This window comes from Amycolatopsis acidicola (assembly GCF_007713735.2).
In the GTDB taxonomy this organism is placed as follows: Bacteria; Actinomycetota; Actinomycetes; order Mycobacteriales; family Pseudonocardiaceae; genus Amycolatopsis_E; species Amycolatopsis_E acidicola.
In genome coordinates this window covers 127,348-139,979 of record NZ_VMNW02000005.1, presented here as the reverse complement: position 1 = coordinate 139,979, position 12,632 = coordinate 127,348, and the positions used below count along the sequence as shown (strand labels likewise).

General features: G+C 69.4%; 10 protein-coding genes. 5 read left to right on the top strand and 5 right to left on the bottom strand.

Features of this window, described 5'->3' with window-relative positions; translation table 11 throughout:
* Positions 1 to 14 precede the first annotated feature (14 nt).
* The 4 genes from FPZ12_RS05855 to FPZ12_RS05840 are packed head-to-tail and all read left to right on the top strand — an operon-like array spanning position 15 to position 6,473.
* Entirely contained in the window at positions 15 to 1,178 is a 1,164-nt protein-coding gene (locus tag FPZ12_RS05855; RefSeq protein ID WP_144748623.1) for an MFS transporter, read from the top strand.
* A gap of 30 nt (positions 1,179 to 1,208) precedes the next feature.
* Entirely contained in the window at positions 1,209 to 2,057 is an 849-nt protein-coding gene (locus FPZ12_RS05850) for an alpha/beta fold hydrolase (RefSeq protein WP_144748625.1), read from the top strand.
* Entirely contained in the window at positions 2,057 to 3,637 is a 1,581-nt protein-coding gene (locus tag FPZ12_RS05845; RefSeq protein ID WP_144748626.1) for an FMN-binding glutamate synthase family protein, read from the top strand. The genes FPZ12_RS05850 and FPZ12_RS05845 overlap by 1 nt, the downstream gene beginning before the upstream one ends.
* Positions 3,638 to 3,674: 37 nt before the next feature.
* Positions 3,675 to 6,473, top strand: a complete 2,799-nt coding sequence (locus FPZ12_RS05840; RefSeq protein ID WP_144748627.1) for an FAD-binding and (Fe-S)-binding domain-containing protein — start codon at positions 3,675 to 3,677, stop codon at positions 6,471 to 6,473.
* A gap of 160 nt (positions 6,474 to 6,633) precedes the next feature.
* Here the strand turns inward: FPZ12_RS05840 and FPZ12_RS05835 are convergent, their stop codons facing one another.
* Genes FPZ12_RS05835 through FPZ12_RS05825 form a run of 3 tightly spaced genes read right to left on the bottom strand, consistent with a single transcriptional unit; the run spans position 6,634 to position 8,668 of the window.
* Positions 6,634 to 7,548 (bottom strand): patatin-like phospholipase family protein, encoded by a 915-nt coding sequence (locus tag FPZ12_RS05835; RefSeq protein WP_144748629.1) that lies wholly within the window; start codon positions 7,546 to 7,548, stop codon positions 6,634 to 6,636.
* A 38-nt stretch (positions 7,549 to 7,586) separates the two neighbouring features.
* Positions 7,587 to 8,048, bottom strand: a complete 462-nt coding sequence (locus tag FPZ12_RS05830) for a GNAT family N-acetyltransferase (RefSeq protein WP_144748630.1) — start codon at positions 8,046 to 8,048, stop codon at positions 7,587 to 7,589.
* Between the two features lie 35 nt (positions 8,049 to 8,083).
* Positions 8,084 to 8,668, bottom strand: a complete 585-nt coding sequence (locus tag FPZ12_RS05825) for a ClpP family protease (protein ID WP_144748631.1) — start codon at positions 8,666 to 8,668, stop codon at positions 8,084 to 8,086.
* An 897-nt stretch (positions 8,669 to 9,565) separates the two neighbouring features.
* Here FPZ12_RS05825 and FPZ12_RS05820 point away from each other — a divergent pair.
* Positions 9,566 to 10,891: a nucleobase:cation symporter-2 family protein gene (locus FPZ12_RS05820; protein ID WP_144748632.1), complete on the top strand. Its 1,326-nt coding sequence runs from the start codon at positions 9,566 to 9,568 to the stop codon at positions 10,889 to 10,891.
* Here FPZ12_RS05820 and FPZ12_RS05815 read toward each other — a convergent pair.
* Together FPZ12_RS05815 and FPZ12_RS05810 are read right to left on the bottom strand one after the other, a co-directional pair.
* Positions 10,888 to 11,745 carry a mycofactocin-coupled SDR family oxidoreductase gene (locus FPZ12_RS05815; RefSeq protein WP_144748633.1) on the bottom strand — a complete coding sequence of 286 codons (858 nt, stop codon included), beginning with the start codon at positions 11,743 to 11,745 and terminating at the stop codon, positions 10,888 to 10,890. The genes FPZ12_RS05820 and FPZ12_RS05815 overlap by 4 nt on opposite strands.
* 1 nt (position 11,746) lies before the next feature.
* Positions 11,747 to 12,574, bottom strand: a complete 828-nt coding sequence (locus FPZ12_RS05810; RefSeq protein ID WP_144748634.1) for a mycofactocin-coupled SDR family oxidoreductase — start codon at positions 12,572 to 12,574, stop codon at positions 11,747 to 11,749.
* Positions 12,575 to 12,632 lie beyond the last annotated feature (58 nt).

The following is a 12,632-nucleotide window of genomic DNA, read 5'->3' as shown; positions in this document are numbered from 1 at the left end:
CGCACTGTCGAAGCATGATCACTGTTCCCGAACCCCGCGTCCACCGCCTGGCCCCGGTGCTCGTGCTTGCCGTGGGCACGTTCGCGATGGGCACGGATTCGTTCGTACTGGCGGGAATCCTGCCGCAGCTCGCTTCCGGGCTGCGGGTTTCCGAAGCGTCCGCGGGCCAGGTGGTGACGGCCTTCGCGCTGACCTACGCCGTCACGGCGCCCTTCCTCGCCGCGGCCACCGGCAAGGTGCGGCGCAAGACACTGCTGACCTTCGGGCTTTCCCTGTTCATCGCCGCGAATCTCGCGTCGATCGCCGCCACGGGCCTGCCGTTCCTGTTGCTGGCGCGGATTGCGGCGGCGCTCGGGGCCGCGCTGTTCACTCCCACCGCATCCGCCGCGGCAGTGGCGCTGGCGGGGGCGGAGCGGCGAGGGCTCGCGCTGTCGATCATCCTGGGCGGCCTGGCCGTCGGGACGGTGTTCGGGGTGCCCGCCGGCACCGCGCTCGGCCAGCACTTCGGCTGGCAGGCGAGCCTGTTGTTCATCGCCGCGGTCGCGCTCGTGGCGTTGGCCGCGCTGCTCGTCACCCTGCCCACTCTGCCGCTGCCACCCGTGGTTCGGCTGCGCGATCGGCTGGCGCTGCTGGTCGACCGGCGTGTACTGGGAATCGTCGCGGTGACGACGCTGGCCTCGGCGGCGGGCATCATCGTCTACACCTACCTGGCGCGGATTTTGCTCGACACCGCGGGAATCAGTGGTTCCGCGTTGACGGCAGCACTGCTGGCCTGGGGCATCGGCGGCAGCACGGGAGCTTTCGGCAGCGGCTGGCTGACCGATCGCCACGGTCCCCGTCGGACACTCGTGCTTGCCATCGGCATCCTCGCGCTTTCCCTGCTGGGCCTGGGTTTCGCCCCCACTGCCGGACTCACGCCGCCCCTGATGGCCGTTACCGGGGCGGCGGCCTGGTCGGTCGCGACGCCGAACAACCACCGGCTGACCGGGCTCGCGCCCGAGTCGCCCAGCGTGGTGATTTCCGCCAATTCCAGCGGGATCTATCTCGGGCAGGCCCTCGGCGCCGCGGCCGGTGGCCTGGTGCTCACGGCAGGTGGCGGCGCGGAGGTGCTGTGCGTGGCGGGCGCCACTGTGGCGGCCGCAGCATTCGCGCTGAATGCGATCCTGGCAGACCATTAACGTAGGTCCGTGAGGCCGAAGGAGGCATGGATGACGCCGCGATGGTTCGCCGACGCGCTGGCCGAGACCCCTGAGCACCGGGAGACGGTCGTCGACGGCAGCCGGGTCCACCTGCGCTGCTGGGGAGAGCCGGGCAGCCCGGGCCTGGTCCTGGTGCACGGCGGTTCGGCGAACTCCGGCTGGTGGGACCACATCGCCCCGTTCTTCGCCGGTTCGCACCGGGTGGTGGCGCCCGATCTGTCCGGGCACGGTGACAGCGGATGGCGCGAGTCCTACGACCTCGCCCACTGGGGCCGCGAAGTGGTCGCCGCCGCCGACGAAGGCGGGATCGAGGGCCGCTTCTGTGTGGTCGGCCACAGCATGGGCGGCTGGGTTGCCGCCACCACCGGCGCGCGGCACCCAGAGCGCGTGCACGGGGCGGCGATCATCGATTCCCCGCTCAACGACCGCCCGCCCGAGGAGGAGCGTCTCCGGGAACGCCGCCGCCCCACCAAGATCTACGACGACCGGCAGGAGATCCTCGGCCGGTTCAGGACGGTGCCGGCGCAGGACGTGCTGCTGCCGTACATCCGCGAGCACATCGCGGAGGAGTCGATCCGGGCCGTCGACGGCGGCTGGACCTGGAAGTTCGACCCGATGCTCTACGGCGGGCGGGAACCGCTGCGCGAGCTGCTGCCGCTGCTGCGCTGCCGCACGGCGTTCCTGCGCTCGGAGTTCGGCCTGGTGCCGCCCGCCATGTTCGAGGAGATCGGCAAGCTGCTCGACCACCGGGCGCTGCTGGCCGAACTGCCCGACGCCGGGCACCACCCGATGCTCGACCAGCCGTTGCCGCTGGTCACCGCACTGCGCGTGATCTTCGCCCAGTGGGCATTGGACTGATGCGATTCGCGATCGTCGCCGCGCTGACCGTGGTCGCGGCGGCCGCCGTGTGGCTGGCGGCGGGCGTTTCGCCGTGGTGGGCGTTCGCGGCGGCGCCCCTGGCCGCGACGGCCCTCGTCGGCTGGTACGACCTGCTGCAACGCAAGCATTCCGTGCTGCGGAATTACCCCGTGCTGGGCCACCTGCGCTACCTGCTCGAAGCGATCCGGCCGGAGATGCAGCAGTACTTCATCGAGCGGAATTTCGACGGCCGCCCGTTCGACCGCGACGTGCGCAGCATCGTCTACGAGCGGGCGAAGGCGACGGAGGACGAATCGCCCTTCGGCACCGAACGGGACGTGTACGAGAACGGTTACGAGTCCTTCGTGCATTCGATGTCCCCGGTGCAGGTGCCGGACGAGGCGCCGCGGGTGCGCGTCGGCGGCCCCGGCTGCGCGAAGCCGTACGACATGGCGCTGCTCAACGTGTCGGCGATGAGCTTCGGTTCCTTGTCCGCCAACGCCGTCCTGGCACTCAACGCGGGCGCGGCGAAGGGCGGTTTCGCGCACGACACCGGCGAGGGCGGGCTTTCCGACTACCACCTGCGGCACGGCGGCGACCTGGTGTGGGAGATCGGCACCGGCTACTTCGGCTGCCGCACCTCCGACGGCGGTTTCGACGAGCGCGAGTTCGCCCGCAAGTCCGCTTTGGACAGTGTGAAATGCGTGTCCCTCAAGCTTTCCCAGGGTGCCAAACCCGGGATCGGCGGCGTGCTGCCCGGGAGCAAGGTCAACGCCGAGATCGCCAAGGTGCGTGAAGTCCCGCAGGGGCAGACCGTGATCTCCCCGCCGTACCACCGCACTTTCTCGACCCCGCGCGAACTCGTGCTGTTCCTGGCGCGGATGCGGGAACTGGCGCGCGGCAAACCCACCGGGTTCAAGCTGTGTGTCGGCTCGCGGGCCCAGTTCCTGGCCGTGTGCAAGGCGATGCTCGCCGAGGACGTCACCCCGGACTTCATCCTCGTCGACGGCGCGGAAGGCGGCACCGGGGCCGCGCCGCTGGAGTTCTCCGACCACATAGGCGTCCCGCTCACCGACGGGCTGATGACGGTGCACAACGCGCTGGTCGGTACCGGGCTGCGGGACCGGATTCGGCTCGGCGCGGCCGGCAAGGTGGCCACCGGCGCGGACATCGTCAAACGGCTGATCCAGGGCGCCGACTACACCAACGCCGCCCGCGCCATGATGTTCGCGGTGGGCTGCATCCAGTCGCAGCGCTGCCACACCAACCACTGCCCGGTCGGCGTGGCCACCCAGGACCCGCGCCGGGCCCGCGCGCTCGACGTCGAGAGCAAGACCGAGCGGGTGCACCGGTTCCAGCGCGCGACCGTCCGCTCGGCGCTGCAGATCATGGCGTCCATGGGTGTCTCGGACCCCGCCCAGCTGCGGCCGCACATGCTGCGCAAACGGCTCGACTCGACCACCGTGCGCCACTACGCCGAGCTGTACGAATGGCTGGAGCCGGGCCAGCTGCTCGACGGCCCGCGAGCAGGCTGGGCGGACGACTGGCGGGAGGCCGATCCGGACCTGTTCACGGTCTGATCCGCGCCCGCCGGGGGCGAGGGTGACAATGGGGGCGATGACTCTCTCGACCGATGCCAGCACCGCGGTCGTCGCAGCTCTGCGGCGGGCCGGGGTCACCGAAATCGACGACTCCCACCGCCGCCGCGCCGAGTACGCCGGGGACGCCTCGCTCTACCGGGTCGTGCCCTCCGCCGTGGTCTTCCCGCACGACGCGGACGAGATCGCGGCGGTGGTGAATGCCTGCCGCGAGCTGGGCACCCCGCTGACGGCCCGTGGCGCCGGCACGTCCATCGCCGGCAACGCGGTGGGCTCCGGCGTGGTGCTGGACTTCTCCCGCCACCTGAACAAGGTGCACGAGATCGACCGGCATTCGGCGACGGCGCTGGTCGACCCCGGCGTGGTGCTGGACGATCTGCAGCGCGCCGCCGCCCCGCACGGGCTGCGGTTCGGCCCCGACCCGTCCACGCACAGCCGCTGCACGATCGGCGGCATGATCGGCAACAACGCCTGCGGCTCGCGGGCGCTGGGCTACGGCCGTACCGCCGACAACGTCGTGGAGCTGGAACTGGTGGCGGGCACCGGAGAACTGCTGCGCACCAGCGACACCTCGTCGGCCGCGCTGACCGCGCTGAAGGAAGTCGTGCACTCACGGCTCGGCGTGATCCGCACCGAGTTCGGCCGGTTCGGCCGCCAGGTCTCCGGCTACTCGCTGGAGCACCTGCTGCCCGAGCGCGGGTTCGACGTCGCCAAGGCACTGGTCGGCACGGAGGGCACGCTCGGCGTGCTGCAGCGGGCCCGGGTCAAACTGGTCACCGCCCCCTCCCGGACCTCGCTGGTGGTGCTGGGTTATCCCGATATGGCGAGCGCCGCCGACGCGGTGCCCGCGCTGCTGCCCTTCGATCCCGTCGCGATCGAAGGGCTCGACGCCCGGATCGTGGATGTGGTGCGCCGCGGCCGGGGCGGCTCGGTGCCCGCACTGCCCCGCGGCACCGGCTGGTTGTTCGTCGAGCTGGGCGGCGAGGACGAGGCGGAGATCGCGGCCAGGGCTCAGGGCGTGCTCGCCGCGGCGGACGCGCTGGGCAGCCGGATCGTCTCGGGCGCCGAAGCCGCCGCGCTGTGGAAGATCCGCGAGGACGGTGCGGGACTGGCCGCCAGGGTGGATCCCACCCGGCCAGGGCACGCGGGCTGGGAGGACGCCGCGGTGCCGCCGGAGCACTTGGGCGCGTATCTCCGCGAGTTCGAGGCCCTGCTGTCCGACCGCGGACTGTCCGGTGTCCCTTATGGACACTTCGGCGACGGCTGCGTGCATATCAGGATCGACTTCCCGCTCGGGGAATCGGGCGGCCGCAAGGTTTTCCACGACTTCCTGCTGGACGCGGCGAAGCTGGTCGCCGGCTATGGCGGCTCGATGTCCGGCGAGCACGGCGACGGCCGCGCCCGCGGGGAACTCCTGCCGCTGATGTACTCGGCCGACGCGATGGAGGCGTTCGCGGCGGTCAAGGACGTGTTCGATCCGGCGGACGTGCTCAACCCCGGGGTGATCGTCCGGCCCCGGCCTGCCGACCTCGACCTGCGTGACGTGTCGGCGCGGCCGTTGCGTACCGGCCTGGGGTTCACTTTTCATCAGGACGGCGGGGATTTCAGCGCGGCGGTGCACCGTTGCACGGGTGTCGGCAAGTGCCGCGTCACCTCGCCCGGCGGCACGATGTGCCCGTCGTACCGCGCCACCCGGGACGAGAAGGACTCCACGCGGGGCCGTTCCCGCGTGCTGCAGGAGCTCGCGAACGGTTCGTTCGTCACCGGCTGGCGGGACGACGCCGTGCACGACGTCCTGGACCTGTGCCTGTCCTGCAAGGCCTGTTCGTCGGAATGCCCGACCGGTGTCGACATGGCCACCTACAAGGCCGAGGCGCTCTACCAGCGGTACCGGCGGCGCCTCCGGCCGGCCGCGCACTACTCGCTCGGCTGGCTGCCGCGCTGGGCCCGGCTGGCCTCGCGGATGCCGAAACTGGTCAACCGGGCGATGTCCGGGCCGCTGGCGAAGCTCGGCAAACGGCTGGCCGGGGTGGATCACCGTCGTGAGCTGCCCGTCTTCGCCGGGCAGACGTTCCGGCAGTGGTTCGCCACGCATCCCCGTGCCACCGGTTCACCGGTCATGCTGTGGGTGGACACCTTCACCGATCACTTCACCCCTCAGGTGGGGATAGCGGCGGTGAAAGTGTTGGAGAAGGCCGGTTTCTCGGTGTCCATTCCGGCCCGGAAACTGTGCTGCGGGCTGACCTGGATCTCCACCGGCCAGCTCGACACCGCGCGCCGGATCCTGCGCCGCAGCGTGGAGTCGCTGTCCGGGAGCGACATGCCGATCGTCGGCTTGGAGCCTTCCTGCACCGCCGTTTTCCGGAGTGATGCCGCCGAACTCCTCGGCACCACGAAGGAGGTCGCGGATGTCTCGGACCGGGTGCGAACACTCGCCGAGGTGCTCGCCACGGCCGAAGGCTGGACGCCGCCGGACCTGTCCGGGGAAACCGCTGTGGTGCAACCACATTGCCACCAGCGCGCGGTACTCGGCTTCTCCCCCGACCGCGCGTTGCTGGAAAAGGCCGGCGTCGAGATGAAGGTGCTCGACGGGTGTTGTGGCCTGGCCGGCAACTTCGGGGCCGAGCGCGGGCATTACGACGTCAGTGTGGCGGTGGCGGAGAACGACCTGCTGCCGGCCATCCGCGCGGACGGCGAGGCGACCGTGCTCACCGACGGTTTCTCCTGCCGTACGCAGCTGGACCAGTTGGCGCACCGCGAAGGCACACATTTGGCCGAGTTGCTCGCGCGCGGGCGCAAGGAGGTTCCGCGCGAGTAATGGGGTGATTATGACGAGGGCACCCCGCCTGCCCGGACTCACCCTGGCTCGGGCAGGGTGAGCCCGGCCCGACGACCGCAGAGATACCAAGGCGGTGCGGGCCTGGGGCACGGCCAGCCTGCATGTCTGGCACGGAAAGCGTTCCCAGTCCTGAGCGGGGTCAGGACTCCGTCAACGCGTTCGCCATCGCCTCGGCGCCCAGATCGAACGCGCGGTGTAGCAGCACCGGATCCACGGCCAGCCGCGACACCTCCGGCGCGCCCGTCGGCACCAGGACCTGCGTGAGGTTCTCCGCGCTGCGCAGTTCCTCGTCGTCCGCGTGACGGCGGGCGGGCCGGGTGCGCCACGCCGGCAGCGTTGCCGGGGCTGTGCGGCGCAGGAACGTGGTCACCGCGAGGTCTTCCACCCTGGGGGGCGTCTTGGCGGGCTCGTCTGCCCGGCGGGTGCGCAGCACGAGCACGTGGGTGGCACCGTCGCGCAGCGCGGAATGGAACGGGACAGCTTCGGTCAGCCCGCCGTCGAGGAGCCTGCGGCCGCCGAGCTGGATCAGCGGCCCGGCCAGGAGCGGCAGTCCGGCCGAACCGCGCAGCGCGAGCTTCAGCGTCTCGCCGTTTTCCAGGTACGGGAGGAGGTCGAGCACCTCGCCGCGGTCGGCGTCCGTGGCTATCGGGTGCAGGCGCACCGGGTTCTCCAGCACCGCCCCGAAATCGAGGCCCGCCCACCGCTGGTAGACCTGGTCCATCAGGAATTCCAGGTCCACCACAGGTTTGCGGCGCAGCACCGCGCGTGGCCGGATCACGTTGGGCATCGTCTCCGGGTACCACCAGTAGGACGCGCCGTGCTCGGCTTTCCCGGACAGCAGCCAGGCGGCGGTGATCGCCCCCATCGAGGAGCCGTACACGTCGTCGAAGACCTGGCTCAGCCCGCGCCGCTCGAGCTCGACCGCCATGCCGCTGGAGTACGTCCCGCGGCTGCCGCCGCCCTCGATCGCCAGCGCCAGCCGGTAAGGATCCTTCCGCGCGCCCGGCACGCTCCCCTGTCGCGCGCGCTCCCGCACCAGTTCGAGAACTCTCACACGCCGAGCTTATCCGGTGATCTTTGGGATCTTCCGTTTCAAATGGACAAAACACTCTGCAGAAGTCGGGGCGAGGCCTCGAATCCGTGGCACAGGTAGGCCGGGACCGCCCGGGGGCTGGAGTGCACGGTGACTCGTTCGTACCCCAGTTCACGGGCCAGGTCCAGTATCGCGCCGAGCAGCCGCCCACCCACTCCGTTGTCCCGTTCCTCCGGCACCACGTAGACGCACTGCACGTCACCCGAACGACGGTGGAACGCGCGCGGGGTGGGCACCCGCTCGACCGTCGCCAGGAAGGCCATGCCGATCACGTCACCGCCGCGCAACGCGACGAGACAACGGTGCGTGTGCGTGTTGTCTCGTGCCCAGGCTGTGAAATGCCGCACGAACTCGTCACGGGTGGCCTCCGGGGCCTGGGTCTCGGCCGCCCAATGCCATCGCAGTGCCGCGACGGCACCGAATTCCCGGTCTTCGGGCTCGCGGATCCGAATGTCCGTCATTCAGTCAGGATGCCGCCCCTGGCAAGCTCTTTTCCTCAGCTCTGGCCAGCTCCGACGATGTGGTCCACGAATCCGTAGCTCAGCGCCTCTTCGGCATCGAACCAGCGATCACGGTCCGCGTCGGCCGTGATGCGCTCGACCGGCTGGCCGGTCTGCCGGGCGGTGATCTCGGCGATGCGGCGCTTCATCTTCACGAACACCTCCGCCTGGATCGCGACGTCCGCCGCCGGCCCACCGATCCCGGCGGACGGCTGGTGCATCACGATCCGCGTGTTCGGCAGCAGATAGCGCTTTCCCGGCGCGCCCGAGGAGAGCAGGAACTGCCCCATCGAAGCCACGAACCCCAGGCCCCACGTGGAAACGTCCGGTTTCACCAGCTGCATGGTGTCGTAGATCGCCATTCCCGCGGTGACCGAACCGCCCGGGGAGTTGATGTAGAAGGTGATCTCCTTCTCCGCGTCGTCGGCGGCGAGCAGCAGCAACTGCGCGGTGATCCGGTTGGCCACCTCGTCGGTCACCTCCGAGCCCAGGAAGACGATCCTGTCCCTCAGCAGCTGTTCGAAGACGGAATCGTCGATCGATTGCCCGCTCCGCGATTCCGTGGCCATCGACAGGGTCATGTCGGACCTCACCTTCTCGTTCCTGCTTGCTTTCCGCCTGGGATGTCGACGGTAGGCGGGCAAGATCGGTTGCGGGGGCGGTGTTCGCTCTGGGCGTGCGACGTTCGCCGCGGGCGAAGTGGCGGGGGGTTCGCCGCGGTGACGGGGTGGATGTTCCGGTGGTTGAGCGAGGCGGGCGCGACCGGTTGGTGGGGTGTTCGGCCGCTATTTGTCCACTGTGGAGTTGTCAATCAGCCAGGACGGCGCACCGTCGTGAAACTTCCCCATATTCGTTACCGGGCAACGGTTCCGCGTGGCCCTCGGCCTGCCAGCGGAGACAACCCTGCCTCGATCTCAAGGCATAGTTCAACCAGGTGACACGGGCCTCGACGGCCCGGCGTACGAACTCAAAATCCCGATCAAAATGAAGCGGAGCCACGACACTGCGGGCACTTCGCCCGCGCCGCCTGCTCACCGCTTAAGGGCGGACACGCCCTTTCCGTTCGGCATGAAGTGATAATGGCAGCACCGCCGACCATCCGTCAAGCGCAAAGGACATGGTCGGGCAAGGTTACCTCCGTAGAGTGGAAAGTGCGCTGACACAACGGCTTCGCGCCTCGTAGGTCCGCGAAGCCGTTGAAGCGAGGCAGTGGAAAACGGCGGGCGAGACGCCGGAACCGCTTACGAGGCAAAGGAAAGCAGCGTTTCTGTCATCGAGAGGCGAGCTGCGGACTCAGCGCAATCGGCTACGAACGACGCGCTCGGCCCAGTCAGATCGAGTGACGGGCACGCCCTCTCGATCGACTCCCTCACGCCCCCGGGAAACCTGCCGAAACAGAATCTTCACACGCCGGGCGTGTCTCCGGGCCTTCTCAGCCGTTCCCTCCCACAAGGACAACCGCGCTAGGAGGCTGATGCATGACCAGAACGGCAGCGACCCGCGAACGCCATCCCGTCGACAGCCCGGTCGGGGCCGGCAGGCTGATCGTCCTCGGGCTGCAGCACGTGCTCGTGATGTACACCGGCTGCGTGACGGTGCCGCTGGTGTTCGGCGCCGCCGCGAACCTGCCGACCGGCACGATCGCGCTGCTGATCAGCGCCGACCTGCTGATCGCCGGGGTGATCACGATCATCCAGTCGCTGGGCGTCGGGAAGGTGCTCGGCGTGCGGCTGCCGGTGGTGGCCGGGGCGACGTTCACCGCGGTCAGCCCGATGATCCTCATCGCATCGCAGTACGGGCTCCAGGCGGTATACGGCTCGATGATCGCCGCCGGGATCTTCGGATTGCTGGTGGCCGTCCCGTTCGCCAAGGCGATCCGGTTCTTCCCGCCGCTGGTCAGCGGCGTGGTGATCACCGTGGTGGGGCTTTCGCTGATCAGCGTTGCCGCGGGCCTGATCGCCGGGCAGGACAGCAGCGCGCCCGATTACGCCGCCCCGGTGAACCTGGCGCTGGCGGCCGGGATCGTGGTGCTGATCATCGTGCTCAACCGGTGGGCACGCGGGTTCATCGCGCAGATCGCGGTGCTGCTGGGGCTGATCGTGGGCACCGTCGTCGCGATTCCGTTGGGGCTGGTGGATTTCTCGTCCGTCGGCGACGCGGGCTGGTTCGGCATCACGGCCCCGCTGCACTTCGGCGCGCCGCATTTCCCGATCGCGGCGGTGATCTCGATGTGCGTGGTGATGCTGGTGACGTTCACCGAGTCCACGGCCGACATGCTCGCCGTCAGCCAGCTGACCGGGAAACCGCTCAGCAACGGCGATGTCGCGCGCGGGCTGGCTGGCGACGGGCTGAGCGGCATCCTCGGCGGGTTCATGAACGCCTTCGTGGACACGATTTTCGCGCAGAACGTCGGGCTCGTCGAAGTGACCAAGGTGCGCAGCCGGTACGTGACCGCTGCCGCGGGCGGGTTCCTCGTCCTGCTCGGGCTGGTGCCGAAACTGGGCGAAGTGGTCGCTTCGCTGCCCGGGCCGGTGATCGGCGCGGCGGGGCTGGTCATGTTCGGCACGGTGACCGCGGTCGGGATCAGGGCGCTGCGCAAGGTGGAGTTCGAGGGCACCGGCAACCTGCTGATCGTCGCGATCGCGATCGGCGTCGGCATGCTGCCGGTGGTCGCCCCCGAGTTCTACCACCGCTTCCCGGCGTGGGCGCAGATCATCGCGGGCAGCGCGATCACGAGCGCCACGCTCGCCGCCTTCGTGCTGAACCTGCTGTTCAACCACACCGGGAAGCGCGGGAAGTCCTAGTCCTTCACGGGGTTCGCGTTGACGCCGGTCATCAGCAGGTGGCCGGCGTCGACCGGGATCGTCACGCCGGTGACGTTCGCGGCGAGGTGCGAGTTCAGGTACAACGCCGTGTCCGCGATCGCCTGCGGGTCGAGCCAGGAAGTGTTGCGCAGCGCGGCATAGTGGTAGCCGCCTTCGATCATCTCGGCCTCGGTGCCGCCCTCGTGCCCGGCGAACATGTCCCAGGCCGCCTGGTGAGCCGTCATCGGGGTGCGGATCGCGCCCGGGTTGATCGAGTTGCAGCGCACGCCGTGCGGCGCGAGCTCGAGCGCGATGTTCTTCATCAGCCCGATCACGCCGTGTTTGGCGGAAACGTAGTGCGCGAAGTTCAGCCCCGGTTCGATCCCGTTCGCCGAGGACGTGATCACGATCGACCCGCTCTTGCGCTCGATCATGTGCGGCGCGACGGCTTTCGCCGACTTCCACACCCCGGTCAGGTTGACCCCGATCATCTCCTCCCACTGCTGCTCGGTCAGCTCCCAGAACGGGTTCTGGGTCCAGATCCCGGCGTTGGCGATGAGGATGTCCACGTGCCCGAACGCCTCGATGCCCCGCGCCACGGCCGCGTCCAGCGCCGCTTGGTCCCGGACATCGCCTTCGACGGCGAGCACGCGACGGCCGAGCGCTTCGACCTGGCGCACCGTTTCGGCGTGGTCCTCGGGGCTCGCCAGTTTGTAGGCGGTTTCCACGACCGGTTTCGCGATGTCGAAGATGATCACGTCCGCGCCCTCGCGCGCGCAGGTGACCGCGTGCGCGCGCCCCTGCCCGCGCGAACCACCGGTGATGAAGGCGACTTTCCCGTCCAGCAGTCCCATTTCAGATCGCCCCTCCGGCGTCGATGACCTGCGTCGCGCCTGTCACGTACCTGGCGTCGTCGGAGACGAGGTACATGATCGCGTTGGTGATGTCTTCGGGTTCGAGCGCGGCGACCGGAAGCCGGTTGAGCTCGCGCGCCGCCACCTCGAAATCGGCGCGGGTGGGCGCTTCGAGATCCGGCCGGAACAGCCGATAGGTCGCGTCGTTGAGGATCATCTCGGTGGCCACCGTCGTCGGATGCACCGTGTTCACCCGGATGCTGTGCTCCGCGAGCTCCTTCGCCAGCACCTTCATCAGCATCACCAGGCCAGCCTTGGCCGCGCTGTAGTGCGCGGTGTTCGGGTTGGCGTAGATCGCGGCGAGTGAACTGGTGATCACGACCGCCCCGCCGCGGCCACCCTTGATGATGTGCGGGACCGAGGCCTTGATCGACTTCCACACCCCGGTGAGGTTGATGTCGATCATGTCCTGCCAGGTTTCGTCGCTCATTTCGAGCGTGGGCGCCGGGCTGGAGATGCCGGCGTTGGCGAGCACGATGTCCAGCCTGCCGAACTTCGCGACGCCTTCGTTCACCGCGTCGGCGAGCGCGGCCGAGTCACGGACGTCGGCCTCCTTGGCCACGATCCGGCGTCCCGCCGACTCGACCTGACGCACGGTTTCGGCCAGATCTTCCGCTGTGGCAAGGGAATACGGGACGCTTTCGACCTTCGCGGTGGTGTCGACCGCGATGATGTCGGCGCCTTCGCGCGCGAGCCGGACCGCGTGACTTCGGCCCTGCCCCCTGGCCGCACCGGTGATGAACGCGACCTTGCCGTCGACCTTGCCCATGCCTCTCTCCTGTCCACTCTGACGGAGTAACGAAGCCAGGTTATGGCGCACTGTGCCA

Bases quoted from the DNA above. Each gene is read 5' to 3' on its own strand.
- FPZ12_RS05855 (WP_144748623.1), top strand. From the start codon at position 15: ATGATCACTGTTCCCGAACCCCGCGTCCACCGCCTGGCCCCGGTGCTC.
- FPZ12_RS05825 (WP_144748631.1), bottom strand. From the start codon at position 8,668: ATGACCCTGTCGATGGCCACGGAATCGCGGAGCGGGCAATCGATCGAC.
- FPZ12_RS05815 (WP_144748633.1), bottom strand. From the start codon at position 11,745: ATGGGACTGCTGGACGGGAAAGTCGCCTTCATCACCGGTGGTTCGCGC.
- FPZ12_RS05810 (WP_144748634.1), bottom strand. From the start codon at position 12,574: ATGGGCAAGGTCGACGGCAAGGTCGCGTTCATCACCGGTGCGGCCAGG.
- FPZ12_RS05820 (WP_144748632.1), top strand. From the start codon at position 9,566: ATGACCAGAACGGCAGCGACCCGCGAACGCCATCCCGTCGACAGCCCG.
- FPZ12_RS05840 (WP_144748627.1), top strand. From the start codon at position 3,675: ATGACTCTCTCGACCGATGCCAGCACCGCGGTCGTCGCAGCTCTGCGG.
- FPZ12_RS05845 (WP_144748626.1), top strand. From the start codon at position 2,057: ATGCGATTCGCGATCGTCGCCGCGCTGACCGTGGTCGCGGCGGCCGCC.
- FPZ12_RS05850 (WP_144748625.1), top strand. From the start codon at position 1,209: ATGACGCCGCGATGGTTCGCCGACGCGCTGGCCGAGACCCCTGAGCAC.
- FPZ12_RS05830 (WP_144748630.1), bottom strand. From the start codon at position 8,048: ATGACGGACATTCGGATCCGCGAGCCCGAAGACCGGGAATTCGGTGCC.